This is a genomic window from Frigoribacterium sp. PhB160 (assembly GCF_003751785.1).
Lineage (GTDB): Bacteria > Actinomycetota > Actinomycetes > Actinomycetales > Microbacteriaceae > Frigoribacterium.
Genome location: NZ_RKIE01000002.1, coordinates 73,572 through 98,785, shown reverse-complemented (window position 1 = coordinate 98,785; position 25,214 = coordinate 73,572). Strand labels below are relative to the sequence as shown.

At 72.7% G+C, this 25,214-nt stretch carries 23 protein-coding genes; 6 read left to right on the top strand and 17 right to left on the bottom strand.

The annotated features are described in order from the left end of the window. From EDF38_RS09515 to guaB, 4 genes are all read right to left on the bottom strand, one after another. Complete coding sequence (locus EDF38_RS09515; RefSeq protein ID WP_123355210.1) at window positions 1-531, bottom strand: cation:proton antiporter regulatory subunit; 531 nt, start codon at window positions 529-531, stop codon at window positions 1-3. 232 nt (window positions 532-763) lie between these two features. Continuing rightward, window positions 764-2,623 (bottom strand): glycerol-3-phosphate dehydrogenase/oxidase, encoded by a 1,860-nt coding sequence (locus EDF38_RS09510; protein ID WP_123355209.1) that lies wholly within the window; start codon window positions 2,621-2,623, stop codon window positions 764-766. 114 nt (window positions 2,624-2,737) lie between these two features. Next, complete coding sequence (locus tag EDF38_RS09505; RefSeq protein WP_123355208.1) at window positions 2,738-3,859, bottom strand: GuaB3 family IMP dehydrogenase-related protein; 1,122 nt, start codon at window positions 3,857-3,859, stop codon at window positions 2,738-2,740. A gap of 55 nt (window positions 3,860-3,914) precedes the next feature. Further along, on the bottom strand, window positions 3,915-5,417 hold the full coding sequence (gene guaB / locus EDF38_RS09500) for an IMP dehydrogenase (RefSeq protein WP_123355207.1): 1,503 nt from the start codon (window positions 5,415-5,417) through the stop codon (window positions 3,915-3,917). Window positions 5,418-5,688: 271 nt separating this feature from the next. On the opposite strand from guaB, the gene EDF38_RS09495 reads away from it, so the two are divergent. From EDF38_RS09495 to EDF38_RS09480, 4 genes are all read left to right on the top strand, one after another. Beyond that, window positions 5,689-7,059: a branched-chain amino acid ABC transporter permease gene (locus tag EDF38_RS09495; RefSeq protein ID WP_233572379.1), complete on the top strand. Its 1,371-nt coding sequence runs from the start codon at window positions 5,689-5,691 to the stop codon at window positions 7,057-7,059. A gap of 11 nt (window positions 7,060-7,070) precedes the next feature. Next, window positions 7,071-8,057 (top strand): branched-chain amino acid ABC transporter permease, encoded by a 987-nt coding sequence (locus EDF38_RS09490; RefSeq protein WP_123355206.1) that lies wholly within the window; start codon window positions 7,071-7,073, stop codon window positions 8,055-8,057. A 115-nt stretch (window positions 8,058-8,172) separates the two neighbouring features. After that, on the top strand, window positions 8,173-9,237 hold the full coding sequence (locus EDF38_RS09485; RefSeq protein ID WP_123355891.1) for an ABC transporter ATP-binding protein: 1,065 nt from the start codon (window positions 8,173-8,175) through the stop codon (window positions 9,235-9,237). A gap of 59 nt (window positions 9,238-9,296) precedes the next feature. Then, entirely contained in the window at window positions 9,297-10,022 is a 726-nt protein-coding gene (locus tag EDF38_RS09480) for an ABC transporter ATP-binding protein (protein ID WP_370275631.1), read from the top strand. Between the two features lie 533 nt (window positions 10,023-10,555). Here EDF38_RS09480 and EDF38_RS09475 read toward each other — a convergent pair. The 3 genes from EDF38_RS09475 to groES form a co-directional block, all read right to left on the bottom strand. After that, window positions 10,556-11,896, bottom strand: a complete 1,341-nt coding sequence (locus EDF38_RS09475) for an ABC transporter substrate-binding protein (protein WP_123355204.1) — start codon at window positions 11,894-11,896, stop codon at window positions 10,556-10,558. Between the two features lie 145 nt (window positions 11,897-12,041). Continuing rightward, window positions 12,042-13,061, bottom strand: coding sequence for an EamA family transporter RarD (gene rarD / locus EDF38_RS09470; RefSeq protein WP_123355203.1), 1,020 nt, complete (start codon window positions 13,059-13,061; stop codon window positions 12,042-12,044). 147 nt (window positions 13,062-13,208) lie between these two features. Beyond that, window positions 13,209-13,505, bottom strand: coding sequence for a co-chaperone GroES (groES, locus tag EDF38_RS09465; protein ID WP_123355202.1), 297 nt, complete (start codon window positions 13,503-13,505; stop codon window positions 13,209-13,211). A gap of 142 nt (window positions 13,506-13,647) precedes the next feature. On the opposite strand from groES, the gene EDF38_RS09460 reads away from it, so the two are divergent. Then, on the top strand, window positions 13,648-14,835 hold the full coding sequence (locus EDF38_RS09460; RefSeq protein ID WP_123355201.1) for a class I SAM-dependent methyltransferase: 1,188 nt from the start codon (window positions 13,648-13,650) through the stop codon (window positions 14,833-14,835). Window positions 14,836-14,864: 29 nt separating this feature from the next. Here EDF38_RS09460 and EDF38_RS09455 read toward each other — a convergent pair whose 3' ends face one another. The 10 genes from EDF38_RS09455 to glmS form a co-directional block, all read right to left on the bottom strand. Continuing rightward, window positions 14,865-15,890 (bottom strand): DUF4190 domain-containing protein, encoded by a 1,026-nt coding sequence (locus EDF38_RS09455; RefSeq protein ID WP_233572378.1) that lies wholly within the window; start codon window positions 15,888-15,890, stop codon window positions 14,865-14,867. A gap of 155 nt (window positions 15,891-16,045) precedes the next feature. Continuing rightward, a complete protein-coding gene (locus EDF38_RS09450; protein WP_158613348.1) occupies window positions 16,046-16,408 on the bottom strand; it encodes a DUF4190 domain-containing protein in 363 nt (120 codons plus the stop codon). Window positions 16,409-16,483: 75 nt separating this feature from the next. Further along, a complete protein-coding gene (gene tsaD / locus EDF38_RS09445) occupies window positions 16,484-17,578 on the bottom strand; it encodes a tRNA (adenosine(37)-N6)-threonylcarbamoyltransferase complex transferase subunit TsaD (RefSeq protein WP_233572377.1) in 1,095 nt (364 codons plus the stop codon). Beyond that, window positions 17,575-18,081, bottom strand: a complete 507-nt coding sequence (gene rimI, locus EDF38_RS09440) for a ribosomal protein S18-alanine N-acetyltransferase (protein ID WP_199734684.1) — start codon at window positions 18,079-18,081, stop codon at window positions 17,575-17,577. Before rimI ends, tsaD begins: the two co-directional genes overlap by 4 nt. After that, complete coding sequence (gene tsaB / locus EDF38_RS09435) at window positions 18,078-18,752, bottom strand: tRNA (adenosine(37)-N6)-threonylcarbamoyltransferase complex dimerization subunit type 1 TsaB (protein ID WP_123355199.1); 675 nt, start codon at window positions 18,750-18,752, stop codon at window positions 18,078-18,080. Before tsaB ends, rimI begins: the two co-directional genes overlap by 4 nt. Window positions 18,753-18,819: 67 nt before the next feature. Continuing rightward, window positions 18,820-19,344, bottom strand: coding sequence for a tRNA (adenosine(37)-N6)-threonylcarbamoyltransferase complex ATPase subunit type 1 TsaE (tsaE, locus tag EDF38_RS09430; RefSeq protein ID WP_123355881.1), 525 nt, complete (start codon window positions 19,342-19,344; stop codon window positions 18,820-18,822). 56 nt (window positions 19,345-19,400) lie between these two features. Beyond that, a complete protein-coding gene (alr, locus tag EDF38_RS09425; protein WP_233572376.1) occupies window positions 19,401-20,618 on the bottom strand; it encodes an alanine racemase in 1,218 nt (405 codons plus the stop codon). Next, the gene (alr, locus tag EDF38_RS09420) at window positions 20,615-21,712 is read right to left on the bottom strand and encodes an alanine racemase (protein WP_123355198.1); all 1,098 of its coding nucleotides are present in this window, start codon (window positions 21,710-21,712) and stop codon (window positions 20,615-20,617) included. Before alr (EDF38_RS09420) ends, alr (EDF38_RS09425) begins: the two co-directional genes overlap by 4 nt. Beyond that, window positions 21,709-22,140 carry a holo-ACP synthase gene (locus EDF38_RS09415; protein WP_123355197.1) on the bottom strand — a complete coding sequence of 144 codons (432 nt, stop codon included), beginning with the start codon at window positions 22,138-22,140 and terminating at the stop codon, window positions 21,709-21,711. Before EDF38_RS09415 ends, alr (EDF38_RS09420) begins: the two co-directional genes overlap by 4 nt. 34 nt (window positions 22,141-22,174) lie before the next feature. After that, on the bottom strand, window positions 22,175-24,034 hold the full coding sequence (gene glmS / locus EDF38_RS09410; RefSeq protein WP_123355879.1) for a glutamine--fructose-6-phosphate transaminase (isomerizing): 1,860 nt from the start codon (window positions 24,032-24,034) through the stop codon (window positions 22,175-22,177). A 115-nt stretch (window positions 24,035-24,149) separates the two neighbouring features. Here glmS and coaA point away from each other — a divergent pair, with 115 nt between their 5' ends. After that, window positions 24,150-25,157, top strand: coding sequence for a type I pantothenate kinase (coaA, locus tag EDF38_RS09405; RefSeq protein WP_123355196.1), 1,008 nt, complete (start codon window positions 24,150-24,152; stop codon window positions 25,155-25,157). Window positions 25,158-25,214 lie beyond the last annotated feature (57 nt).

Genomic DNA, 25,214 nt, shown 5'->3' with positions numbered 1-25,214 from the left:
TCAGCTCCCGGGCGGCGCGTCGACGGCGGAGCGGTGCTTCGTCGCACCCGATCGGTAGTAGGTGAAGGCCTTCGCGACCTTCTCGGGCGATCCGGCGACGACGAGCGTGTCGCCGGGGAAGACCTTGAAGTCGCCCGACGGCGCCGGGTTCGCCGCGTCGCCGCGGACCACGGCCACGACCGTGAGCCCGACGACGCCCATCGCGCCGAGGTCGCCGAGCGGCTGGCCGGCGATGTGGTCGTCGTAGTCGACCGTGAACCAGTCGATGCTGAGGCCGGGCACCTGGTCGAGCGCCGACAGCGACTCGGTGATGCGCGTGCCGCCCAGCAGCTCGGCCAGCGTGTGGGCCTCGTCCTCGCTGAGGCGCAGCGACACCTTCGTGACGTCGGCGCCGTCGGCGTCGTCGCTGAACGTGATCAGGTCGCTGTGGCCCGACCGGTGCGTGATGACGCCGCACTTGCCGCCGTCGTCGGTGATGAAGGTGTGCAGCACGCCGACACCGGGCAGCTTGACTCGACGCACGTCGACCATGGTTCGTCTCCAGTGGTTCCGGGGGGCAGTCGTCTCAGCTTAGCGGCGGGGTCCGACGCGGTAGCCGGGCTGCTCCTGGTCGTGCACAACCGCGGTGCGGGCACTGGTGTTCCCGCAGCCGGGCCCCGTTCTCGCCGGGCGGACACGAGGAGGCGCGGCCCGGTCGACGACCGCACCGCGCCTCCTCGTCGGGTCGCGTCGTGCACAGCGGGGCCCGGCCCCGCGGCCGCGCTCAGCCCTGCGTGCCGCCCGGCTCGTTCGCCGTCGTGTCGTCCCCCGGCGTGCCTGCCGGCTCGGACACCTTCTCGCCCGGCTTCGGCGCCCCGCCCTGGTCGGCGCCCGGGACGACCATGTCGTCCTCGTCGAAGCCGAAGGTGATGTCGGGTGCCTCGAGGCGCACGCGGTCGGCCGACTCGTCGTCGGGCTCGAGCTGGCTGGCCCGCTCGGCGGCGACGCGCTTGAGGTAGTTGGCCACCTCGTCCTCCGTCTCGGAGTCGCTCCAGCCGAGCACGCCGGCCATCAGCTTCGCCGCGACGGGGGCGGCGGACTCGCCGCGGTCCCAGGCCTCGATCGAGATGCGGGTGCGGCGCGCGAGGACGTCCTCGAGGTGGAGGGCGCTCTCGTGGCTGGCGGCGTAGACGACCTCGGCCCCGATGTAGTCGTCGGCGCCGGGCAGGGGCTCGGCGAGCTCGGGCCGCTCGCGGATGAGGTCGAGCACCTCGTCGGTCAGCGTGCCGTACCGGTTGAGCAGGTGCTCGATGCGCACCTTGTGCACGTCGAAGGCCTTGGCGATCTTGCCGCGCTTGTTCCACGCCGCGTGGTAGCCCTCGGCGCCCAGCAGCGGGATCTCCATCGTCGTGCTCTCGGGCACGCGGCCGTCGAGGGCGGCCACGGCCTCGTCGATGGCGTCCTCGGCCATGACGCGGTAGGTGGTCCACTTGCCGCCGGCCACGACGACGAGGCCCGGCACCGTGTGGGCCACGATGTGCTCGCGCGACAGCTTCGAGGTCTGGTCGGACTCACCTGCCAGCAGCGGGCGGAGACCGGCGTAGACGCCCTCGACGTCGTCGCGGGTCAGCGGCACGGCCATCACCTTGTTGACGTGCTCGAGGATGTAGTCGATGTCGGCCGCCGTCGCGGCGGGGTGGGCCTTGTCGAGGTCCCAGTCGGTGTCGGTGGTGCCGACGAGCCAGTGGCGGCCCCACGGGATGACGAACAGCACGCTCTTCTCGGTGCGGAAGATCATGCCCATGTCGGAGTGGATGCGGTCGCGGGGCACGACGAGGTGGACGCCCTTCGAGGCCCGCACCTTGAACTGGCCGCGCTCGCCGACCATGGCCTGCGTGTCGTCGGTCCAGACGCCGGTCGCGTTCACGACCTGCTTCGCGCGGATCTCGAAGTGCTCGCCGGTCTGGTAGTCGTGCGCCTTCACGCCGACGACCCGCTCGCCGACCTTGACGAAGCCCTCGACCCGCACTCGGCTGGCCGCGTGCGCGCCGTAGCTCGACGCGGTGCGGACGAGCGACGACACGTAGCGGGCGTCGTCGACCTGGGCGTCGTAGTAGGTGAGGCCGCCGACGACGGCGTCCTTCGAGAGGCTCGGGATGGCGCGCAGCACCTGGGTCTTGCTGAGGTGGCGGTGGTGGGGCACCCCGGGCGGGCGCCCGCCGGTCCAGCTGAAGATGTCGTAGAGGGCCATGCCGGCGCCGATGTAGAAGCGCTCGTAGACCGGCTTGCTCAGGGGGTAGAGGAAGCGCACCGGCTTGACCAGGTGCGGGGCGAGGCGTTGCAGCAGGAGGCCACGCTCGATCAGCGCCTCGCGCACGAGGCGGAAGTTGAGCTGCTCGAGGTAGCGGATGCCGCCGTGCACGAGCTTCGACGACCGGCTCGACGTGCCCGACCCCCAGTCGCGCGCCTCGACGATGCCGACGCTGAGGCCTCGGGTCACGGCGTCGAGGGCCGCCCCCGCGCCGACGATGCCACCCCCGATGACGAGGATGTCGAGCTCTTTCGTCTTCAGCGCCTCGATCGCGGCGTCCCGTTCGTCGGGACCCAGCTTCGAGGAGAGGGATACGGTCGCGGTCGCAGCCATGCGGGGGCCTCCATCATCGGAACGGACGACAGGCGTCGACCTGCCTGACCCCATCCAACGCCCGCACGGCTGGCAGCGGCACGGGAACCCTCCGACCTGGGGACGGATCCGCCCCTAGTGCGGCTGGTAGGGAGCGACGACGACCTCGCTGCGCTGGAACTCCTTGAGGTCGCTGTAGCCCGTCGTCGCCATGGCCCGACGCAGCGCGCCGATGATGTTGGCCTGGCCGTCGACCGTCTCGGCGGGTCCGTAGAGGATCTTCTCGAGCGTGCCGACCTGGCCGACGTGCACCCGGCGGCCGCGGGGCAGCTCGGGGTGGTGCGCCTCGGCGCCCCAGTGGTAGCCGCCGCCGGGCACGTCGGTGGCGCGGGCGAGCGCGGCGCCGAGCATGACGGCGTCGGCGCCGCAGGCCACGGCCTTGACGATGTCGCCCGAGGTGCCGAGGCCGCCGTCGGCGATCACGTGCACGTAGCGGCCGCCCGACTCGTCGAGGTAGTCACGGCGGGCGCCGGCGACGTCGGCGACGGCCGACGCCATGGGCGCGTGGATGCCGAGGGAGGCGCGGGTCGTGCTGGCGGCGCCGCCCCCGAACCCGACGAGCACGCCCGCCGCGCCCGTGCGCATGAGGTGCAGGGCGGCCGTGTAGGTCGAGGCCCCGCCGACGATGACGGGCACGTCGAGCTCGTAGATGAACTTCTTCAGGTTCAGCGGCTCGGTGCTCTTCGAGACGTGCTCGGCCGACACCGTCGTGCCGCGGATGACGAAGAGGTCGACGCCCGCGTCGACGACCGTCTGGTAGAGGTCGTGGGTGCGCTGCGGGCTGAGGGCACCGGCCACCGTGACGCCGGCCGCGCGGATCTCGGCGAGGCGCGCGGTGACGAGCTCGGGCTTGATGGGCTCCGAGTAGATCTGCTGCATGCGCGCGACCGTCTCGGCCTCGGGCAGGCCGCGGATGTCGGCGAGCACCGACTCGGGGTCGTCGTAACGGGTCCACACGCCCTCGAGGTCGAGGACGCCGAGGCCGCCGAGCTGGCCGATGCGGATCGCGGTCGCGGGGCTCACCACCGAGTCCATCGGCGCCGCGATGATGGGCGACTCGAAGTGGAACGCGTCGATCGACCACCCCACCGAGACGTCGCGGGGGTCGCGGGTGCGCCGGCTCGGGACGATCGCGATGTCGTCGAACGCGTAGGCGCGGCGGGCGCGCTTGGAGACGCCGATCTCTACCTCAGTCACGCCGCAACCCTACCGGAGGCGAGGGGCCCGCCCCCGGCAGGGTCGAGACGACGACCTAGCGGCGGTAGTTGGGGGCCTCGACGACCATCTGGAGGTCGTGCGGGTGGCTCTCCTTGAGGCCGGCCGCCGTGATGCGGACGAACTTGCCCTTGGCCTTCAGCTCGTCGACCGTGCGGCCGCCCACGTAGAACATCGACTGCCGCAGGCCGCCGGTGAGCTGGTAGACGACGTTGCCGAGGGCGCCGCGGTAGGGCACCTGGCCCTCGACGCCCTCGGGGATGAGCTTGTCGTCGCTCGGGACGTCGGCCTGGAAGTAGCGGTCCTTCGAGTACGACGTGTTCTTGCCGCGGGTCTGCATCGCGCCGAGCGAGCCCATGCCGCGGTAGTTCTTGAACTGCTTGCCGCCGACGAACACCAGGTCGCCGGGGCTCTCGTCGCAGCCCGCGAGCAGCGAGCCGAGCATGACGGTGTCGGCGCCCGCGACGAGGGCCTTGGCGATGTCGCCCGAGTACTGCAGGCCGCCGTCGGCGATGACCGGCACGCCGACCTCGCGGGCGGCGAGGCTGGCCTCGTAGACCGCGGTGACCTGGGGCACGCCCACTCCCGACACGACGCGGGTGGTGCAGATCGAGCCGGGGCCGACGCCCACCTTGATCGCGTCGGCGCCGGCCTCGATGAGGGCCTCGGCGCCGGAGCGCGTCGCGACGTTGCCGCCGATGACGTCGACGTCGGCGAAGGTCGGGTCGGCCTTGATGCGGCGGATCATGTCGAGCTCGCCCGAGCTCTCGCCGTTGGCCGTGTCGACGACGAGGACGTCGACGCCCGCGTCGCGGAGCGCACAGGCGCGCTCCCACGCGTCGCCGAAGAAGCCGATCGCCGCGCCGACGCGGAGGCGGCCCTCGTCGTCCTTCGTGGCGTCGGGGTACTGCTCGCTCTTGTCGAAGTCCTTGACGGTGATGAGGCCGCGGAGCTTGCCGGCCTCGTCGACGAGCGGCAGCTTCTCGATCTTGTGCTGGGCGAAGATCGCGACGGCCGAGTCGGGGTCGACGCCCTCGGCCGCGGTGATGAGCGGGGCCTTGGTCATCACGTCGCGCACGAGCGTCGTCGGCATCTCGAAACGGGAGACGAAGCGCATGTCGCGGTTGGTGATGATGCCGACCAGCGTGCCGTCGGCCTCGACGACCGGAAGGCCGGAGACGCGGAACTGGCCGCACAGCGCGTCGACCTCGGCCACGGTGGCGTCCGGGGTCGTCGTCACGGGGTTCGTGATCATGCCCGACTCGCTGCGCTTGACCTTGTCGACGTGGGCCGCCTGGTCGGCGATCGAGAGGTTGCGGTGGATGATGCCGATGCCGCCCTGGCGCGCCATGGCGATGGCCATGCGCGACTCGGTGACGGTGTCCATCGCGGCCGAGAGCAGGGGCACGGCGACGCGGATGCGCTTGGTGAGACGGGAGGAGGTGTCGGCCTCGCTCGGGATGACGTCCGTCCGCCCGGGCAGGAGCATGACGTCGTCGTAGGTGAGTCCGATGAATCCGAACGGGTCCGGCTGGTCCATGAGGCCCCTCCAAGGAGCGAGATGTGGTGGGCGGTGAGCACCGGATCGCCGTCGACTGCCGGTGGTCCATGTTAAGCCGACCCGCGCCTCCCGCATTCCTCGCTCGGGTGCGCGGAGACGACGATCCATCACCGTTCGGTCACGTTTTTTCGACACAGCCCCGTGTCCTGCACGAAACACGGCCGACACACAGCGAAAGTAGCGTCACCAACGACGGCGAGCCAGCGGCACCCGGGGCATCGCCCCGACTGGCACCTGTCCAGGAGGTCCCGTGAAACCCGACACGACCATCGCAGGGCGGACACAGCTGCGCCCTGCCCTGCTCGTCACCGTCCTCGCCCTGCTGCTCGGCCTGGCCGGCTCGTTCGTCGCCGTGGTGCTGGCGCCGACCGCCGCCCACGCGTCCGGCGGGGCCACCGCCTCCTGCACCGTCGACTCGTCGACGGCCTGCATCCAGGGCAGCATCCGCACCTCCGAGCAGGAGCCCGCGACGGGCGTCGTCCTCGACGTCACCGGCCCGGGCGGCTTCGAGGGCACGGCCGAGGTCGACGGCACCGGCCGCTGGGCCCTGCCCGTCACCGAGGCCGGCCAGTACACGGTCACCCTCGACACCGACTCGCTGCCCGACGGGCAGTTCCTCACCAACGCCGAGCAGGACGAGCGCATGGTCAACGCGACCCTCGGCGCCAACGCCGGCGTGATCTTCCAGCTCAGCGAGACCGAGGGCGCCACCACCGGCGGTGCCCAGGCGTCGTCGTTCAACTGGGACCGCGCCGCGCAGCAGCTCGCGTCGGGCATCCGCCTCGGCCTGCTGCTCGCCCTCGCCGCGATCGGCCTCTCGCTGATCTACGGCACGACGGGCCTCTCGAGCTTCTCGCACGGCGAGCAGGTCACCCTCGGCGGGCTGCTGGCGTACGTGTTCGCGAACCAGCTCGGCATGAACATCTTCGTGGCGGCCACGCTGACGGTGATCATCTGCGCGGCGACCGGCTTCCTCCAGGACGCGGCGATCTGGAAGCCGCTGCGGAAGAAGGGGCTGAGCCTCACGCAGCTGATGATCGTCACGATCGGCCTCTCGATCGCGCTGCAGTACGCCTTCCAGTACTTCTTCGGCGCGGCGACCGTGCGCATCCAGACGGCCAACCCCTCGACGGTCACGATCGCCGGCGTCACGCTGACGACCCAGTCGTACGTCGCCATGGGCATCTCGATCGTCGTGCTCGTGCTCACCGGCCTCTTCCTCACGAAGACCCGCACCGGCCGCGCCACGCGTGCCGTCTCGGACAACCCCGCCCTCGCGGCCGCGTCCGGCATCGACGTCGACCGCATCATCCGCCTCGTCTGGGTGCTCGCCGCGGGCCTCGCCGGCCTCTCGGGCGTCATGCTCGGCCTGGTGCTCAACGGCGTCAACTGGATGACCGGCCTGCAGATCCTGCTGCTGATGTTCGCCGCCGTCACGCTCGGCGGGCTGGGGACGTCGTTCGGCGCCCTGGTCGGCTCGCTCATCATCGGCGTCATCGTCGAGCTCACCAACCTGGTCCTTCCGGGTGACTTCAAGTACGCCACCGCGCTGCTGATCCTGATCGTGATCCTGCTGTTCAGGCCGCAGGGCATCTTCGGTCGCGCCGAGCGGATCGGCTGAGGGGAAAACTCATGGACTACGTCATCGACCTCATCCGCCAGCTCACCGGCGAGGCGCTCGCCCCGACCACCGCGGCGTTCGCGCTCGCGGCCATCGGCCTCAACATCCACTTCGGCTTCACCGGCCTCATCAACATGGGCCAGGCGGCGTTCCTGCTCGTCGGCGCCTACGGCTTCGCGATCTCGCTCGTCAACGGCCTGCCCCTCGGCCTCGCGGTGCTGATCGGGCTCGCGGCGGGCCTCGTGTTCGCCCTGATCCTCGGCGTCCCGACGCTGAAGCTCCGCGGCGACTACCTCGCCATCGTCACCATCTGCGCGGCGGAGATCATCCGCATGGTCGGCCGCTCGAGCATCCTCACCGACATCACCGGCGGCTCGAACGGCATCACCGGTTCGTCGTACCGCGACCCGTTCACCGCGCTGTCGCCGCTGCCCGACGGACAGACCACGATCCTGTGGTTCACGTACGACAACAACGGCGTCAACGGCTGGTGGATCCGCATCGTGGCCTGGCTGCTCGTCGCCCTGCTCTGCCTCATCGTGTTCCTGCTCAACCGCAGCCCCTGGGGCCGCGTGCTGAAGGGCATCCGCGAGGACGAGGACGCCGTGCGCAGCCTCGGCAAGAACGTCTTCTCGTACAAGATGCAGGCGCTCGTCTTCGGCGGCGTGATCGGCTCGTTGGCGGGCATCATCTACGTGCTGCCCTCGTCGGTGCAGCCCGACGCCCTCGGCCGCTCGACGACGTTCTTCATCTGGACGGCCCTGCTGCTCGGCGGCGCCGCGACGGTGTTCGGCCCGGTGCTCGGGGCGATCCTGTTCTTCGTCGTGCGTCTCGCGATCCGCACCCTGGCAGGCGACTTCATCCCCGCGAGCATCATGAGCAATCAGCAGGCGGACCAGTTCTCGTACGTGCTGGTCGGCATCGCCCTCATGCTGCTGATCATCTTCCGCCCGCAAGGGATCCTCGGGAACAAGAAGGAGCTGTCGTTCAGTGTCTGACACGAACTCGACCGGCACGGCCGGCATCCCCGCCGGAGGCGCGTCCACCGCGACCGGCACCGCCACGCCTCCCGCAGGCCGTCGCGACAAGCCCGGCTACGACTACGACCGCGAGGTGCTGCGCGGCAAGCTCGGCACCGTCGAGCGCACGCCCGGCTCGTCGAAGCCCGACTCGATCCTCACGGTCGACAACGTCGTCCGCCGCTTCGGCGGCATGACGGCCGTCGACGTGCAGCACGTGGAGGTGCAGCGCGGCGCGATCACGGCCCTCATCGGCCCGAACGGCGCCGGGAAGACGACCTTCTTCAACCTGATCACCGGGTTCGACAAGGCCTCGTCCGCCCCGACGACCTTCAAGCGCGGCGGCGACACGGCCAAGTGGGTCTTCGACGGCAAGCCCATGGGCAACGTCGGCGCCGCGAAGGTGGCCCGCGCCGGCATGGTGCGCACCTTCCAGCTGACCAAGGCGCTGTCGCGCCTCACCGTCATGCAGAACATGCTGCTCGGCGCCCGCGACCAGCCGGGCGAGAACTTCTTCGTCGGCATCATCCCGCCGCTGTGGAAGGCCCGCGAGCGCGAGATCACCGTCAAGGCGGAGGACCTCCTCCACCGCTTCAAGCTCTACGAGAAGAAGGACGACTACGCCGGCAGCCTCTCCGGCGGTCAGCGGAAGCTGCTCGAGATGGCGCGCGCCCTCATGAGCGACCCCGAGATGATCATGCTCGACGAGCCCATGGCCGGCGTGAACCCGGCCCTGACGCAGTCGCTGCTCGGCCACATCCAGAGCCTCCGCGACGACGGCACCACGGTGCTCTTCGTCGAGCACGACATGCACATGGTCCGCCACATCTCCGACTGGGTCATCGTCATGGCCGAGGGCAAGGTCGTGGCCGAGGGCCCGGCCGACACCGTCATGGACGACCAGGCCGTCATCGACGCGTACCTCGGCGCCCACCACGACACCGACCTCGGCGACGACTCGCTCCTCACGGACGCGGTGCTCGAGGAGCTCGAGCACGAGGTGGCGGCGGAGGACGCGGCCCGCGAGGCGGACGCGACCGGCGCCTCCTCGTCGTCCGGCGGCGGCACGCCGGGTCGCGACCTGCCCGGCTCCCCCGACCCGTCGACCCCGACGGCCACGAACGCGGCCGACGGCCAGCAGAGCGGAGACAAGCGATGAGCGCCTCGACGACGGTGAAGCACCCCGGCACGGAGAAGTTCGCCGGCACCGAGCCCATCATGAACGCGACCGACCTCACGGCCGGGTACCTGCCCGGGGTCAACATCCTCAACGGGTGCGACCTGGTCTGCTACCCCGGCGAGCTGATCGGCATCATCGGCCCGAACGGCGCCGGCAAGTCGACGCTGCTGAAGGCGCTCTTCGGGCTCGTGAAGATCCACTCCGGCAGCGTCACGCTCGGCGGCGAGGACATCACGAACCTCAAGGCGAACAAGCTCGTGCAGGCGGGGGTCGGCTTCGTGCCGCAGACGAACAACGTCTTCCCGTCGCTCACCATCGAGGAGAACCTGCAGATGGGCATGTTCCTCCGCCCGAAGCTCTTCTCGGAGCGGCTCGACTACATCTACGACCTCTTCCCCGTGCTGGGCGACCGGCGCAGCCAGCGCGCCGGGTCGCTCTCGGGCGGCGAGCGCCAGTCGGTCGCCATGGCCCGCGCGCTGATGATGGACCCGAAGGTGCTGCTGCTCGACGAGCCGTCGGCCGGCCTCTCGCCGGTTCGCCAGGACGAGACCTTCATCCGCACCCGCCGCATCAACAAGGCCGGCGTCTCGGTGATCATGGTCGAGCAGAACGCCCGTCGCTGCCTGCAGATCTGCGACCGCGGCTACGTGCTCGACCAGGGCCGCAACGCCTACTCGGGCACCGGACGCGAGCTCGCGGACGACCCCAAGGTCATCGAGCTCTACCTCGGCACGCTGGCGAAGGACGTCGACGAGTCGCACTGACCCGCTCGCCGCGCGCCCTGCGCGTCCCCTGAGGCCCCGCACGCTCGTCGTGCGGGGCCTCAGCCGTGCCCGGGGGCCGGTGTCGCGCGTGGCCTCTGCCGTGCCTCTGGGCCCGTGCAGCTCGGCCGGGTGCCGGAGAGCGGGAGGAGTCGGCCGCTCGGCGGCCACGGCAGGCGGGAGGCGCGGGGCGGCCGGGCCCCGGATCTCGCCAAACCGGAAGGGACCCGCGGCGGCGACGCGGAGGCGGGCCGCGCCTCCCCGGCTGTCCCGGCGCTCGAGCTGAGAGCGAGAGGGCCTGGTGCGCGCGCCACGGCGGCAGGCCGGAGGCGCGGCCCGGCGAACCAGATCTCTCGCGAATCCGCGAGGTCGAGCGCCGGGGGCTGGCCCGAGCGACGAGAGGCGGCACGCCGGGCCGTGCACGGGCCGCCGTGCCATGCAGGGGCGTGCAGGGCCCCGCACGGGCATGCAGGGCGCACGGGGAAGGCCCCGATGCCGGAGCATCGGGGCCTTCGTGGTGGAGCGGGGTCGTCGAGCTACTTCGCGACCGCGCCCTCGACCGCCGTCTGGTAGACGGGGACGTTGTTCTCGTCGAACTTGTAGATGCCGATGAAGGCGCTCGACGGGTCGTTCTGGTCGTCGAACGAGCCGATGCCCGACGGGCCCTTGTACTGGATGTCGTCGCCGGCCTCGATGGCCGTCACGCACTCGGCGAAGGTGGCGCACTCGGTGCCGCCGTCCGCACCCGAGACCGCGGCCATGTTGGCCTGGATCGTGCCGGAGTCGGTGCCGCCGCCCTTGACCGCGGCGAGGGCCGCGAGGGTGGTGGCGTCGTAGGACTCCTGCGCGTACGAGAAGTCGGCGAGCTCGGCGCCGGCGGTGCGCTGGTAGTACTCCTTGAAGCGCGACTGGAGGTCGGTCGAGGGGAACGCACCGGGGATCGTGCCCTGGGCGCCGGTGAGGGTGCCCGGGTCGAAGTCCTCGCTGTAGTCGGCCGTGTTGCCGTCCGACATGTAGACGGTGCTGATGTCGGCGCCCTGCGAGATGAGCTCGGGGACGATCGACTTCGTCTCGTCGAAGGCGAGGATGACGATCGCGTCGGGGTTCGTGGCCAGCGCGGCCGTCACCTCGGACGAGAACGTGGTCTGGCCGGGGGGGAACTCCTGGCCGTCGCCCGTGCCGCCGTAGACGACCGAGCCGCCGGAGGCCTCGATCGACTCCTGGACGGTGTCGCGCAGGCCGGTGCCGTAGGTGTCGTTGAAGACGAGGAAGGCGACGTTCGCACGGCCGTCGTTGACGATCTGAGTGCCGAGCGCGTTGCCCTGGACCGAGTCCGGCGGAGCGGTGCGGTAGTAGTACGACGAGTACCCGCTGAGGGCGGTGGCGGTGTTGGCGGGCGAGATCTCGACGATGCACGCGGCCGTCAGCTGGTCGATGACGTTGAGCGTGACGCTCGACGACTCGGCGCCGATCGCGACGGGGACCTTCGCGTCGATCAGCTGCGTCGCTGCCGCGCTCGAGACGGTGAGGTCGTTGCTGTCGCCGGAGTCGGTCGCGGGGTCGACCGTGACGTCCTGGCCGAGCACGCCGCCGGCCGAGTTGATGTCCTCGATGGCGAGGCCGACGCCGGCCTCGGCGGGCGGTGCCAGGTAGGCCAGCGTGCCCGTGTTCGGCAGGATGGTGCCGATGCGGAGCGCGTCCTGGCCGGGGCTGCTGGGGGCCTCGCAGGAAGCTGCGGGGTCGGTCTTCTGCGACGCGGACGCCGAGGCGCTGCCGTCGTCGGAGGGGGACGACGAGGTGGTGGAACAGGCTGCGAGCAGAACGGAGGCGGCGCCTGCGAGCGCGAGCGCCTTCAGCCCCTTGGTGGATCGGATCATCCGTGGTCCCTTTCGTGAAGCGCGTACAGCAGGGCCGCCACTAGGCAGACGGTCCTCGCGATTGAGAAGAAACTAGGGCGAGATTGTTTCGGGTGTGTGTTCTGAGAATCACCGCGGGGTTTCGTTAGCAATTCGTGACATGCCCTCAGCCTCCGGCCGCGACCGCGTGCCGCAGCCGCGACGACCGTCGAGACGTCCGCACGACGTCGACCGTGAGCATGATCAGGGCGGCCCAGACGATCGCGAAGCCGACCCAGCGGCTCGTCGGCATCTGCTCGTGGAGCAGCACGACCCCGACGATGAACTGCAGCACCGGCGCGAGGTACTGCGTCAGCCCGATGGTGGCCAGCGGCAGCCGCCGGGCCGCGGCGGCGAAGAGCAGCAACGGCACGGCCGTCACGACGCCCGAGCTGATGACGACGAGCGTGTGCAGCACGCTGACCGAGCCGAAGACGACCCCGCCGCCGATGCCGGTCACGGCCAGCACGACGAGGGTGGCGGCCGCGACCGGCGCGACGGCCATCGTCTCGAGGGTCAACCCACTGACCGCGTCGACCCGGCCGCCCATCTGCTTCTTGACGAGCCCGTAGGCGCCGAACGAGAAGGCCATGATCAGCGACGGCCACGGCACCGACCCCGTGCCGACGGCGATGACGAGCACGGCGACCGCGCTCAGCCCGATCGCGACCCACTGCACGGGCCGGAGGCGCTCCCGCAGCACGAGCACGGCGAGCAGCACCGTGACGATCGGGTTGATGAAGTACCCGAGCGCGGCCTCGACGACGTGCCCCGCGAGGGTCGCGACGATGAAGGTCGTCCAGTTGACGACGATCAGCACCCCGGCGAGCGACATCATGCCGACCACCCGCCCCTGCCGCAGGAGGGCGAGGAAGGCCGGGAAGCCGCGCGTGACCGCGAGGAGGACGACGCAGAAGGCCAGCGAGAAGAGGATGCGCCAGGAGACGATCTCGAACGGTCCCGACGGCGACATGAGCAGGAAGAAGATCGGCAGGACGCCCCAGAGCCCGTAGGCCGAGACGGCGTACGCGAGGCCGGAGCCCGAGGCCGCGGCCGCGGCCGGGGCGCCCGTCGCCGAGGGGCTCGCGCCGGTCGGGCTCGCCCCGGGGGCGGGAGCGGAGGAGGCGCGGGTGCGGTCGGCGGTCACGTCACGACTCTAGGGCGCACCGCCGACGCCCGGCACGGCCACCGGGGCGCCGGTGGCACGACCCGTCGAGGCCCTGGCCGTCGGCGCCCCGGGCACGACGAAGGCCCCCGCGCTCGGCGGGGGCCTCCGGTGGTGCGTGTCGACCGGCTAGCGGACGATGACGGCGAGCACGTCGCGCGCGGAGAGGACGAGGTAGTCCTCACCGGCGTACTTGACCTCGGTTCCGCCGTACTTGCTGTAGATGACCTTGTCGCCGACGGCGACGTCGAGGGGGACGCGGTTGCCGTTGTCGTCGATGCGACCCGGTCCGACCGCCACGACCTCGCCCTCCTGGGGCTTCTCCTTGGCGGTGTCGGGGATCACGAGGCCGGAAGCCGTGGTCTGCTCGGCTTCGACCTGCTGGATGACGATGCGATCTTCGAGCGGCTTGATGGAGACCGACACGGTTGACCTCTGCTTTCTCGGAACTTCGTAGAACGTGGGTTGGCACTTGCCACGTGCGAGTGCCAGAACAACTGTAGGGCTGAACTGGCACTCGGTCAACACGAGTGCCAACCCCCGTCGGGCATGGGCGAGACTGGAGCCCATGGACACCACCGAGCTGCTCGAGATCCTCTCCCCCGAGGGGCTGCGGCTGCTCGACTCGCTGCCCGAGCGGCGCTCCGACGACGACGTCGTCTCGACGGTCTCGGCGCTCCGCAAGCAGGGCCACTCCCCCTCGCTGGTGGCCGCGGTGCTGAGCCAGGCGCGGCTGAGGTCGAGGGCGACGACGAAGTTCGGCGACTTCGCGAGCCGCATGCTCTTCACGGAGGCGGGGCTGGAACAGGCCACGCGCCTCCCCGTGGCCGCCCGGCACGCCGGACGCTTCCGTGCCGCGGGCGTCTCCCGCGTGGCCGATCTCGGCTGCGGCGTCGGCGGCGACGCCATGGCGCTCGCCGCGCTCGAGCTCGACGTGCTCGCCGTCGACCGCGACGAGGTCACCGCCGCCGTGGCGTCGTACAACCTCGCCCCGTGGGCCTCGTCGCGCGTGCTCCACGCCGACGCCGCCTCCGTCGACCTGGCCGAGGTCGACGGCGTCTTCCTCGACCCCGCCCGACGCACCGCCGGCCACTCGGGCACGTCGCGGCTGGCCGACCCCGCCGACTGGTCGCCGTCGCTCGACGTCGCCTTCGCGCACGCCGAGCACCGCCCGACCGGCGTCAAGCTCGGCCCGGGCATCGACCGCGAGCTGCTGCCGCGCGACGCCGAGTGCCAGTGGGTGTCGGTCGACCGGGAGGTCGTCGAGGTCGGCGTCTGGTTCGGCCCGCTCGCGCGACCGGGGGTGGGGCGGTCCGCCCTCGTGATCGGCGCCTCCGGAGCGTCCGAGCTCACCGCCCCGGCCGACTCGGAGGACGTCGAGGTCGGCGACGTCGGGGAATGGCTCTACGAGCCCGACGGGGCCGTCATCCGCGCGCGCCTGATCGGCGACCTCGCCCGCAGCCTCGGCGCCCGCACCATCAGTCGCGACATCGCGTACCTCAGCTCGGACGAGCCGGTCGACACCCCTTTCGCGCAGGCGTTCCGCGTGGTGGAGGCGCTGCCGCTCGACGAGAAGACCCTCAAGCGCGAGCTGCGGTCGCGGGGCGTCGGGCGGCTCGAGATCAAGAAGCGGGGCGTCGACGTCGACCCCGCCGCGTTCCGCAAGCGCCTGTCGCTGCAGGGCACGGGGTCGGCCACGCTCGTGCTGACCCGCGTGGCCGGGCGGCACACCGCGCTGCTCTGCGAACGGGCCTAGCCGACGCCTGGCCAGCCTCGGCCCAGGGCTCAGGTGCCGCTGTAGTCGCCGCCGCCGTAGCTGCCGTAGCCCGACAGGGAGTCGAAGAAGGCGAACCAGCCGATCCAGACGACGATCGCGATCAGGATGCCGGCGTACCCGACGATCAGGCCGGTGAGCCAGAAGCCGCGGCCCTGCGGCTCGCGGCGTTGCGCGACGTGCCCGAGCACCACGCCCGCGATGGAGAAGAGGATGCCCATGCCGAACGTCACCACGAGGATCGAGATGACGGCGCCGAAGATCGAGCCGATCATGGACAGCAGGCTGAGGACGGTCGACGGCTTCGACGGACCGGCCGACGAGTAGGGCGCGTACGGGTACTGCGGGCCGGTGCGGGGCTGGGGCTGGCCGTACGGCGCCTGCTGCTGGGGCTGGCCGTACGGCGCCTGCTGCTGGGGCTGGCCGTACGGCGCCTGCTGCTGGGGCTGGCCGTACGGCGCCTGCTGCGGCGGGTGGCCCGGGGCCTGTGGGGCACCGTGGCCGTAGGGCGCGGACGCAGGCGGCTGGCCGTAGGCCTGCTGCTGGCCGTACGGCGCCGACTGCGGAGGCTGTGGCTGGCCGTAGGCCTGCGGCTGCCCGTAGGCCTGCGGCTGCCCGTACGCGGGCTGGCCCGCGCCCCCCGGCTGCGGCGGCGCGCCGTACGGCTGCGGGGGCTGCCCGGCGGGCAGACCCTGGCCGGGGCCCGCCTGACCCGGCGCCGGAGGCGCGGCGTACGGAGCCGATCCGGGCGCGGCCGAGGGCGCGTACGGCCCCGACGCCGGGGCGGGAGGCACGGCCGGTGCGACGGGCGCGGCGTACGGCGAGCGCTGCTCGGGTGCAGGACGCGAGCCGGGGGCCACGAACGGGTGGTCGGCGCTGGGCGCGCCGCCGTCGTGCGGGGGTGCCGCGGCTTGGGAGGGTGCACCCGGGTAGGCGGTGGGCGGCAGCGGAGGCGAGCTCGACGCGGGGCCGGGGGTGGGGACGGGCGGCGGCGTCGCTGCCGGGCCGGTCTCGGGGTTCGTGTCGTCGGTGGCCATCAGGAGCCTTCCTGTGCGGGGACGGTGCCGCCGGTGGTGGGCCGACGCACGACGGGGCCCGCGCCGGTGGGCGCGGACCCCGTCATGGTATCGACGTGGCCGTCGGCGGAGCCCAGTCGACCCTCAGGCCGCGGGCCGCCGACGGCGGCGCGGACTCAGTACCCGCTGTACTGGTTCTGGAACTCGGGGCTGTTGAAGATCGCGGCGGCGAAGGCCACGAACAGGATCGCGGCGAGGATCCACAGCGCGATGGCCACGTAGCCGAGGATGGTGCCCCAGAGCGCCATCGGACGGCCCTCCTCGCCGGTCTTCTTGATCTGGCTCAGCGAGATGTGACCGACGATGATCGCGCCGATGCTCGCGAGGCCGCCCGTGAAGAACCCGGCGATGCCGAGGATGAGCGCGACGAGGGCCAGCGAGTTGCGGGGCTTGGCTCCGCCGTAGCCTCCCTGCGGCGCCGAGGCCTGGTAGGGGTTGTGCTGGGGCTGGCCCTGGGGGGCCGGGTACTGGTCGGTCATGTCCCGTGGTCTCCTTGATCGTGCGGTGACCGACATGCTACGCGGCGGCGACCCCGTCCGCCTGGCCAGACGGCGTCAGACGGCCTGCACCTGGGTGACGGGCAGGGTGGAGTCGGCCCCGAAGTCGAGGGGCGACGGCGCCCGGCCCCGCGACACGAGCTGCGCCCCCAGGGCGGCGATCATCGCGCCGTTGTCGGTGCAGAGCGACAGCGGCGGGATGCGCAGCTCGACCCCGGCCGCGGCGCACCGCTCGGTCGCGAGCTCGCGCACGCGGGCGTTCGCGACCACGCCGCCCCCGAGCAGCAGGCGGGGCACCCCGAGGTCGGCGCACGCGGCGAGCGCCTTCGTCAGCAGCACGTCGGCGACCGCCTCGCGGAAGCTGGCGGCGACGTCGGCGACGGGCACCGCGCCTCCCTCGGCCTCGTGGCGTTCCACCCAGCGGGCGACCGCGGTCTTCAGGCCGGAGAACGAGAAGTCGTAGCGGTGGGCCGCCCGGTCTTTCGGGAGGGTGAGCCCACGGGGGAAGCGGATCGCCGTCGGGTCGCCGCCGACGGCGGCGCGGTCGATCTGCGGCCCGCCCGGATAGGGCAGCCCGAGCAGTCGGGCGACCTTGTCGAAGGCCTCGCCGGCGGCGTCGTCGATGGTCTCGCCGAGCAGCTCGACGTCGTCGACGAGGTCGCGCACGTGCAGCAGCGACGTGTGGCCGCCCGAGACGAGCAGGGCGACGGTCGGCAGCTCGAGGTCGCTGCCGTCCTCGCGCAGCACGTCGGCCCCGACGTGCCCGACGAGGTGGTTGACGGCGTAGAGCGGCTTGCCCGCCGCGAGGGCGAGCGCCTTCGCGGCCCCGACCCCGACCATGAGCGCCCCGGCCAGGCCGGGGCCGCTCGTCACGGCGATCGCGTCGAGCTCGTCGAGGCCGACGCCCGCCTCGGCGAGCGCGGCGCGCAGCGCGGGCTCCATCGCCTCGAGGTGGGCGCGGGCGGCGACCTCGGGCACGACGCCGCCGTAGCGGGCGTGCTCGTCCATCGACGACGAGATGACGTTGGCGAGCAGGGTCGTGCCGCGCACGATGCCCACGCCTGTCTCGTCGCAGCTCGTCTCGATGCCGAGCACGAGCGGTCCGCCCTCGACGGCGACGGGGACGGACGGGGAGGCGGTGGTGGCGGTCACGCGATCTGCTCGCTCTCGGAGTCGGCCGGGCGGGTGGTCGGCGCCGGGACGGCGAGCCGCATGACGAACGCGTCGACGCCGTCGGGCATGTAGTAGCGGGGGCGGACGGCGATCTGCTCGAAGCCGAGCGAGAGGTAGAGGGCCTGCGCCCCGGGGTTGTCGGCCCGCACCTCGAGGAAGACCTCGCGGACGCCGCGTCGCCGGGCCTCGTTCAGCAGCTGCGTCATCAGGGTGCGGCCGAGGCCGCGACCGCGCGCGTGCGGCAGCACGGCGATGGTCTGCACGTCGGCGTCGGGTGCTCCCGGCAGCACCTGGAGCCCGGCGTAACCCTCGACGAGGGTGTCGTCCGACTCCGGCGTGGCCACGAGGTACCAGCCGTCGGGCGAGGCGAGCTCGTGCTGCATGCCCTCGCGCGACCAGGCGTCGGTGACGAACACCGACGACTCGATCGCCATGACGTCGTCGAGGTCGTCCGGCGTCGCGCGGCGCAGCCGCCAGGTCACCGGCCGACCTTCTTCGGCCCGGCCGACGGGGTCACGTCGGGCTCGCGCAGGTACAGCGGCTCGTCGGCCGCGAACGCGCGGCCGTGCTCGAAGAGGCGCTCGGCGAGCATGCCCAGGGCCCCGGCCGAGACCACCGTCGCGTCGGGGTCGGTGCGCGGGGACGACGAGGAGGCGCCCGTCGCCTCGTCGAGGTCGGCCGGCCGCACGAGGGCGGGGCCGGCGACCCTCACGGGCAGGCCGTCGTCGTCGAGCCCGGCCCACGCGCTCCACGCCACCTCGCGGCGGCGGGCGTCGGTCACGACGACCAGCGGCTCGTCGAGGCGGCCGCCGGCCTCGGAGACCGAGCGCCCCGCGGCGCCGCTGAGTCGCTCGAAGGCGACGGCGTCGTGGCTGCCGACCGAGAGGCACGGCACGCCGGCGCCGAAGGCGAACGCCCGGGCGGCGACGATGCCGACCCGCAGGCCGGTGAACGGCCCGGGTCCGACGCCCGCCACCACGGCGCTGAGCTCGGTCGGGGCGACGCCGGCCGCTCGGAGGGCCTCGTCGATCAGCACGCCGACGACCTCGGCGTGGCGCCGGGTGTCGGCGACCGTGCACTCGGCGAGCACGCCGCCGTCGCGGTCGACGACGGCGACCGCGGAGCCGGCGGAGGTGTCGATGGCCAGGATCACGGGGTCGATCGTACGCGGTCGTCGGGGACCGTCACGCGCCTCCCCCGGCCCTGGGGACGGCGGTGGGTCAGCTCGCGCCGGAGGAGGGACCGAGGGGCAGCTCGACCCCGGCCCAGCGCGGGCCGTGGGCCGTCAGGGTCACGCGCCGGGGCTCGTCGAGCGCGTCGAGGAGGTCGTCGCCGCGGTCGGCGGCGGGCGCCTCGTCGACCGCGGGGGCCTCGTCGGCCGGATCCGCGCCTCCGGCTCCGCGGGGCCTGTCGATCACGACGTCGAGCCAGGAGTCGGCGACCCCGTCGAGGAGGCCGGCCCCCCACTCGACGACGACGACCGAGCCGTCGAAGTCGAGGTCGAGGTCGTCGAGCTCGCCCGCGCCGCCGAGGCGGTAGGCGTCGACGTGCACGAGCGGCACGCCGGACTCGCTCGGGTGGGTGCGCGCCAGGACGAACGTGGGGCTCGCCACCTGGCCGCGCACGTGCAGCCCGGCCCCGATGCCGCGGGTCAGGGTCGTCTTGCCCGCGCCGAGCGGCCCGGTGAGGACGAGCAGGTCGCCGGCGCCGAGCAGGCCGGCCAGGCGTCGGCCGAGCTGCTCCATCGCCTCGCTGTCGGGCACGACCACGGTGGCCGACGGGGCCGGAGGCGCGGCCTCGGTCACGAGCGACCGCCCACGTAGACGCGCGGCACGCGGGCGCCGATGCGGCAGGAGACCTCCTCCGGCACGCTGCCGGTGCGGTCGGCCCACTCGCCGATGGTCAGCTCGCCGTCGTCGCCCGGGCCGAAGAGCACGACCTCGTCGCCGACCGCGACCTCGTGGTCGCCGACGTCGACGAGGAACTGGTCCATGGCGACCCTGCCGACGATCGGGTGGCGACGACCGTGGATGGTCACCTCGGCCCCGTGCTGCGCGCGGCGGCTGACGCCGTCGGCGTAGCCGAGCGGCACGAGGGCGAGCGTCGTGTCGCGCTCGGCCCGCCACGTGTAGTCGTACGAGACCCCCGTGCCGGCCGGGACGCGCTTGACGCGCACGACGCGGGCGCTCAGGGTCAGCACCTGCCGCAGGCCCCGATCGGCGGCCGTGACGCCCTCGGTGACCGGGTTGCCGTAGCCGTTCGAGCCCATGCGCACCATGTCGAAGCGGCGCTCGGGGTGCTCGAGGGCCGCCGAGCTCGACGACATGTGTCGCTTCTCGAAGGTCGCGCCGAGGGCCTCGGCGTCGTCGAGCGCCTTGCGGAAGACGAGGGAGGCGGCGTGGTCGTCGGCCTCGCTCGTCTCGGAGACGTGCGAGAAGCAGCCGCGCAGCCGCACGACGCCCTCGTCGCGCAGCTCGACCGCGCGGGTCACGAGCGCCGCCCAGTCGGCGGGCAGGCAGCCCTCGCGGTGCAGGCCGGTGTCGATCGTGAGGTGCACGAGGGCCTCGTGGCCGGGCCCGGCGGCACGGGCCGCGTCGGCGAACGCCTCGAGCTGCTCGAGCGTCGAGACGCCGAGGTCGACGCGCAGCTCCACGGCCGCCGCCCAGTCCTCGTCGGGGGCGAGCTGCCACGCGAAGAACGACGCCTCGTCGCCGACGCCCGCCCGACGGAGGCGGAGGGCGGGCTCGGACTCGACGGTCCCGAACCAGCGCACGCCCACCGACAGCGCCTCGGGCACCATGACGTCGACTCCGAGGGAATAGGCGTCGGCCTTGACGATCGCGAGCAGCTCGACCGGGGCGACCCGCTCGATCAGGGAGGCGAGGTTGGCGCGGTAGGCGGCCAGGTCGACGGTGGCCCGGCGCATCCAGGCGGCCGGGGCCGCGGGCGCGGCGTCGGGCGTCGGAGCGGCGACGGGCACGGGCGCGGCGGGTTCGGCGGGCACGGGTGCGGTGGTCATGCGTAGCTCCTGGGCAGGCGGGCCGACAGCGACGCGACGACCTCGTACGTGATGCCGTCGAAGGCGCGGGCCCAGTCGTCGGCGCCCTGGCGTCCGAGCGCCGGGTCGCCGAACAGCACGGCCTCGTCGCCCACCTCGACCGGGTCGTCGCCCACGTCGATGACGAGGGCGTTCATGGCGATGCGGCCCCGCACCCGGTAGGTGCGCTGGCCGATCGTGACGGAGGCCCGGTCGCTGGCCGCCCGGTCGATGCCGTCGGAGTAGCCGACCGGCACGATGGCGATCGTCGTGTCGCGCTCGGGGCGGAACACGTACCCGTACGAGACGCCCTCGCCCGCGGGCACCCGCTTGACGGTCGTGACCGGCGCGCTCAGGGTGAGGGCCGGACGAAGGCCCAGGTCGGCCGCCGGACGGTCGGCGAAGGGGCTCAGGCCGTAGCAGGCGAGCCCGAACCGGACCATGCCGACCGATCCCCCGCGCGAGCCCCGGTAGTGCAGGCCGGCCGCGGACGCCGCGACGTGGCGCAGCGGCGGCTCGACCCCGGCCTCGCTCAGCAGCTCGAAGGCGCGGAGGTACGCGGCGAGCTGCGCGCCGTCCTCCTCCGGCGAGGCGTTCGACAGGTGGCTCATCAGGCCCTCGACCGGCAGGCGGTCGGCGAGCTGGGCGGCACGGGCGAAGAACGTCGGCCACTCGCTCTCGACGGCGCCGTTGCGGCTGAGCCCCGTGTCGATGCAGAGGTGCACCGCCCGCACCCCGGCGGCGGCGGCGGCCTCGAGCTGGGCGACGTCGGACACCCCGGGCGTCACGTCGTGCGCGGCCGCGCGCTCGAACGTCTCGCCGGGCGCGTGCAGCCACGCGAGGATCGGCGTCTCGACGCCGGCCGCCCGCAGCTCGAGCGCCTCGTCGAGGTCGGCCACGCCGAGCCAGTCGACGCCGGCGTCGGCGAAGACCCGCGCGCACGCGACGGCGCCGTGCCCGTAGGCGTTCGCCTTGACGACGGCCATCACCGCGGCCGGGGCGACCAGGGCGCGCAGGGTCTCGACGTTGTGGCGGAGCGCGTCGGTGTCGACGCTGACCGTGATGTCGTGGGTCACGAGCCGTGCCCTCCTCGGGGATCGTCTGCGGTGTCGACTCCGTCGTCGGGTGGTGTGCCGGGCCCCTCGGCCACGACGTAGGCGACGGCCACGCCGCCGTCGTGGCTGAGCGACAGGTGGAGGCGCGTGACGCCTCGCGAGGAGGCCAGCGACCGAGCCCCGCCGCCCAGCTCGAGCGACGGCGCCCCGCTGTCGTCGGACACGACGACCATGTCGTGCCAGCGCACCCCGGTCGAGCCGCCCAGGGCCTTGACCAGCGCCTCCTTCGCCGCGAAGCGCGCCGCGAGCGACTGCACCGACCTCGGCGAGCCGTCGCGCGTGACGACCTCGGCCGCCCCGAACAGGCGGTCGCGCAGGGCCGGGGTCCGCGCCAGCGAGCGGTCGAAGCGCGCGAGGTCGACGACGTCGACGCCGATGCCGACGATCACGAGGACGGAGCGGGTCTCATGCGGGACGGTGCCTCTACTCGACCGTGACGGACTTGGCGAGGTTGCGCGGCTGGTCGACGTCGAGGCCCTTGGCCGCGGCGAGCTCCATGCCGAAGACGTGCAACGGCACGACGGCGAGCAGCGACTCGAAGAGCGGCGCCGCGAGCGGGATGTGCAGCACCTCGTCGGCGAAGGGCAGCACGGCGGCGTCGCCCTCCTCCGCGATGGCGATGACGCGGGCCCCGCGCGCCCGGATCTCCTGGATGTTCGAGACGACCTTGGGGTGCAGCGACCGCGGGTCGCGAGGGCTGGGGACGATGACGAACACGATCTGACCGGGCTCGATGAGGGCGATCGGGCCGTGCTTGAGCTCTCCGGCGGCGAAGCCCTCCGCGTGGATGTAGGCGAGCTCCTTGAGCTTGAGCGCGCCCTCCAGCGCGATCGGGTAGCCCACGTGCCGGCCCAGGAACAGCACCGAGCGCGTGTCGGCCATCCAGCCGGCCAGCGTCGAGATGCGCTCGGACGACTCGAGCACCCGCTCGATCTTCTCGGGGATGGCCTGGAGGTCGGTGACCTGCTCGGCGATGGCCTCGCTGGTCATCGTGCCGCGCAGGGTCGCGAGGTGCAGGCCGAGGAGGAACAGGGCCGTGCCCTGGGCCACGAAGGCCTTCGTCGACGCCACCGCGACCTCGGGGCCGGCGTGCGTGTAGATGACGGCGTCGGACTCGCGAGGGATGGTCGAGCCCTGCGTGTTGCAGATCGAGAGCACCTGGGCACCCTGTTCGCGGGCGTACTTGACGGCCATGAGCGTGTCCATGGTCTCGCCCGACTGGCTGATCGAGACGACGAGGGTCTTCTCGTCGAGCACCGGGTCGCGGTAGCGGAACTCGTGCGCGAGCTCGACCTCGACGGGCACGCGCGCCCACTGCTCGATCGCGTACTTGCCGAGGATGCCGGCGTAGGCGGCCGTGCCGCAGGCGATGACGATGACGCGGTCGATCGTGGCGAGGCGGTCGGCGACGCCGTCGAGCTCGTGCAGGGTCACGGCGCCGTCGGCGACGCGGCCGAGCAGGGTCTTCGCGACGGCCTCGGGCTCTTCGCTGATCTCCTTCGCCATGAAGCTCGACCAGCCGCCCTTCTCCGCGGCGGAGGCGTCCCAGTCGATGTCGAACTCGGTGGTCTCGACGGGGTTGCCGTCGAAGTCGACGACCTCGACCGAGTCGGGCCGGATCGTGACCATCTGGTCTTGGCCGACCGACATGGCCCGGCGCGTGTAGGCCACGAAGGCCGCCACGTCGCTGCCCAGGAAGTTCTCGCCGTCGCCGAGCCCGATGACGAGCGGCGAGTTGCGGCGGGCGCCGACGACGACGCCGGGCTGGTCGGCGTGGACGACGAGCAGCGTGAACGCGCCGTCGAGCGTGGCGACGACGGCGCGGAGGGCCTCGGCCAGGTCGCCGGTGCGGCGGTAGGCCCGGGCCACGAGGTGCGCCGCGACCTCGGAGTCGGTCTCGCTGAGGAACTCGACGCCCTCGGCGAGGAGCTCGGCCTTCAGCGCCGAGAAGTTCTCGATGATGCCGTTGTGGATGAGGGCGAGCTTGCCGTCGTCCGCCAGGTGCGGGTGCGCGTTGGCGTCGGTCGGGCCGCCGTGCGTGGCCCAGCGGGTGTGGCCGATGCCGGTGGCGCCGTCGGTCAGCGGGTCGGCCTCGAGGTCGTCGACGAGCACCTGCAGCTTGCCGGCGCGCTTGCGGCTGTCGAGGTGGCCCTCGGAGTCGACCACGGCGACGCCGGCCGAGTCGTAGCCGCGGTACTCGAGGCGCTTGAGGCCCCCGAGCAGGACCTCGACGCTCTTCTCACCGGCACCGGACGGACCGACGTATCCCACGATTCCACACATGGCTCCGATCCTACGGCGTCGCCCGGCCCGGCCCGCGCGACCATCGGGTGTGATGCGGACGGTGCGCGGGATGACCCGACGGTGGAGGAACGGGTGACCGGGTAGCCTCGTCGCCATGGCCGAAGGCACCCCGACGACGACCGCCCCGGCCACGCGCCCGGGCCCGCCGACGACCGGCGCGACCGCGCACGGGCACGCGGCGGCGCACGCCACCCCGTTCGTCGAGATCGGCCGCGACGCCTGGGCCGATCTCGCGCCCGCCACGCGCCTCCCCCTGACGGAGACCGAGATCGTGCAGCTGCGGGGCCTCGGCGACCGCCTCGACATGCGCGAGGTGCAGGACGTCTACGTGCCGCTGAGCCGCCTCCTCAACCTCTACGCCGCGGGTGCCCGCAACCTGCACCGGGCCACGAGCGACTTCCTCGGCGAGCGCGCGCAGCGCACGCCGTTCGTCATCGGCGTCGCGGGCTCCGTGGCGGTCGGCAAGTCGACCGTGGCCCGCCTCCTCCGCGAGCTGCTGAGCCGCTGGGACGACACGCCCCGCGTCGAGCTCGTCACCACCGACGGGTTCCTCCACCCGAACGCCGAGCTCGAGCGCCGCGGCATCATGGACCGCAAGGGCTTCCCCGAGTCGTACGACCGGCGCCACCTGCTGCGGTTCGTCTCGCAGGTGAAGAGCGGGGCGGAAGAGGTGCGCGCGCCCTTCTACTCGCACACCAGCTACGACATCATGCCGAACGCCGAGGTCGTCGTGCGCCGGCCCGACATCCTCATCGTCGAGGGGCTGAACGTGCTGCAGCCGCCGACGGCCGGCCGCCTCGCCCTGAGCGACCTCTTCGACTTCACGATCTACGTCGACGCCCGCACGAGCGACATCGAGGCCTGGTTCGTCGAGCGGTTCCTCGCGCTGCAGAAGGGCGCCTTCACCCAGGAGCGCTCCTTCTTCCACCGCTTCGCCGACATGGACGAGCCCGAGGCCCGCGCGTTCGCCTCCGGCGTCTGGCGCTCGGTCAACGAGCCGAACCTGATCGAGAACGTGCTGCCGACGCGCTCGCGAGCGACGCTCGTGCTGCGGAAGGCGGCCGACCACGCGGTCAGCTCGGTGCTGCTCCGCAAGATCTGACGGACCGCGCCGACCGGTCCGCGACCGCCGCAGGCGCATCGCCGCTCACCGGGACGC

What these genes read in the sequence shown, in the direction of transcription:
- EDF38_RS09515 (WP_123355210.1), bottom strand. Translation starts at nt 531, where the DNA reads ATGGTCGACGTGCGTCGAGTCAAGCTGCCCGGTGTCGGCGTGCTGCAC.
- EDF38_RS09510 (WP_123355209.1), bottom strand. Translation starts at nt 2,623, where the DNA reads ATGGCTGCGACCGCGACCGTATCCCTCTCCTCGAAGCTGGGTCCCGAC.
- guaB (WP_123355207.1), bottom strand. Translation starts at nt 5,417, where the DNA reads ATGGACCAGCCGGACCCGTTCGGATTCATCGGACTCACCTACGACGAC.
- EDF38_RS09490 (WP_123355206.1), top strand. Translation starts at nt 7,071, where the DNA reads ATGGACTACGTCATCGACCTCATCCGCCAGCTCACCGGCGAGGCGCTC.
- EDF38_RS09480 (WP_370275631.1), top strand. Translation starts at nt 9,297, where the DNA reads ATGAACGCGACCGACCTCACGGCCGGGTACCTGCCCGGGGTCAACATC.
- EDF38_RS09475 (WP_123355204.1), bottom strand. Translation starts at nt 11,896, where the DNA reads ATGATCCGATCCACCAAGGGGCTGAAGGCGCTCGCGCTCGCAGGCGCC.
- EDF38_RS09460 (WP_123355201.1), top strand. Translation starts at nt 13,648, where the DNA reads ATGGACACCACCGAGCTGCTCGAGATCCTCTCCCCCGAGGGGCTGCGG.
- EDF38_RS09455 (WP_233572378.1), bottom strand. Translation starts at nt 15,890, where the DNA reads ATGGCCACCGACGACACGAACCCCGAGACCGGCCCGGCAGCGACGCCG.
- EDF38_RS09450 (WP_158613348.1), bottom strand. Translation starts at nt 16,408, where the DNA reads ATGACCGACCAGTACCCGGCCCCCCAGGGCCAGCCCCAGCACAACCCC.
- tsaE (WP_123355881.1), bottom strand. Translation starts at nt 19,344, where the DNA reads ATGGAGCAGCTCGGCCGACGCCTGGCCGGCCTGCTCGGCGCCGGCGAC.
- alr (WP_233572376.1), bottom strand. Translation starts at nt 20,618, where the DNA reads ATGACCACCGCACCCGTGCCCGCCGAACCCGCCGCGCCCGTGCCCGTC.
- glmS (WP_123355879.1), bottom strand. Translation starts at nt 24,034, where the DNA reads ATGTGTGGAATCGTGGGATACGTCGGTCCGTCCGGTGCCGGTGAGAAG.
- coaA (WP_123355196.1), top strand. Translation starts at nt 24,150, where the DNA reads ATGGCCGAAGGCACCCCGACGACGACCGCCCCGGCCACGCGCCCGGGC.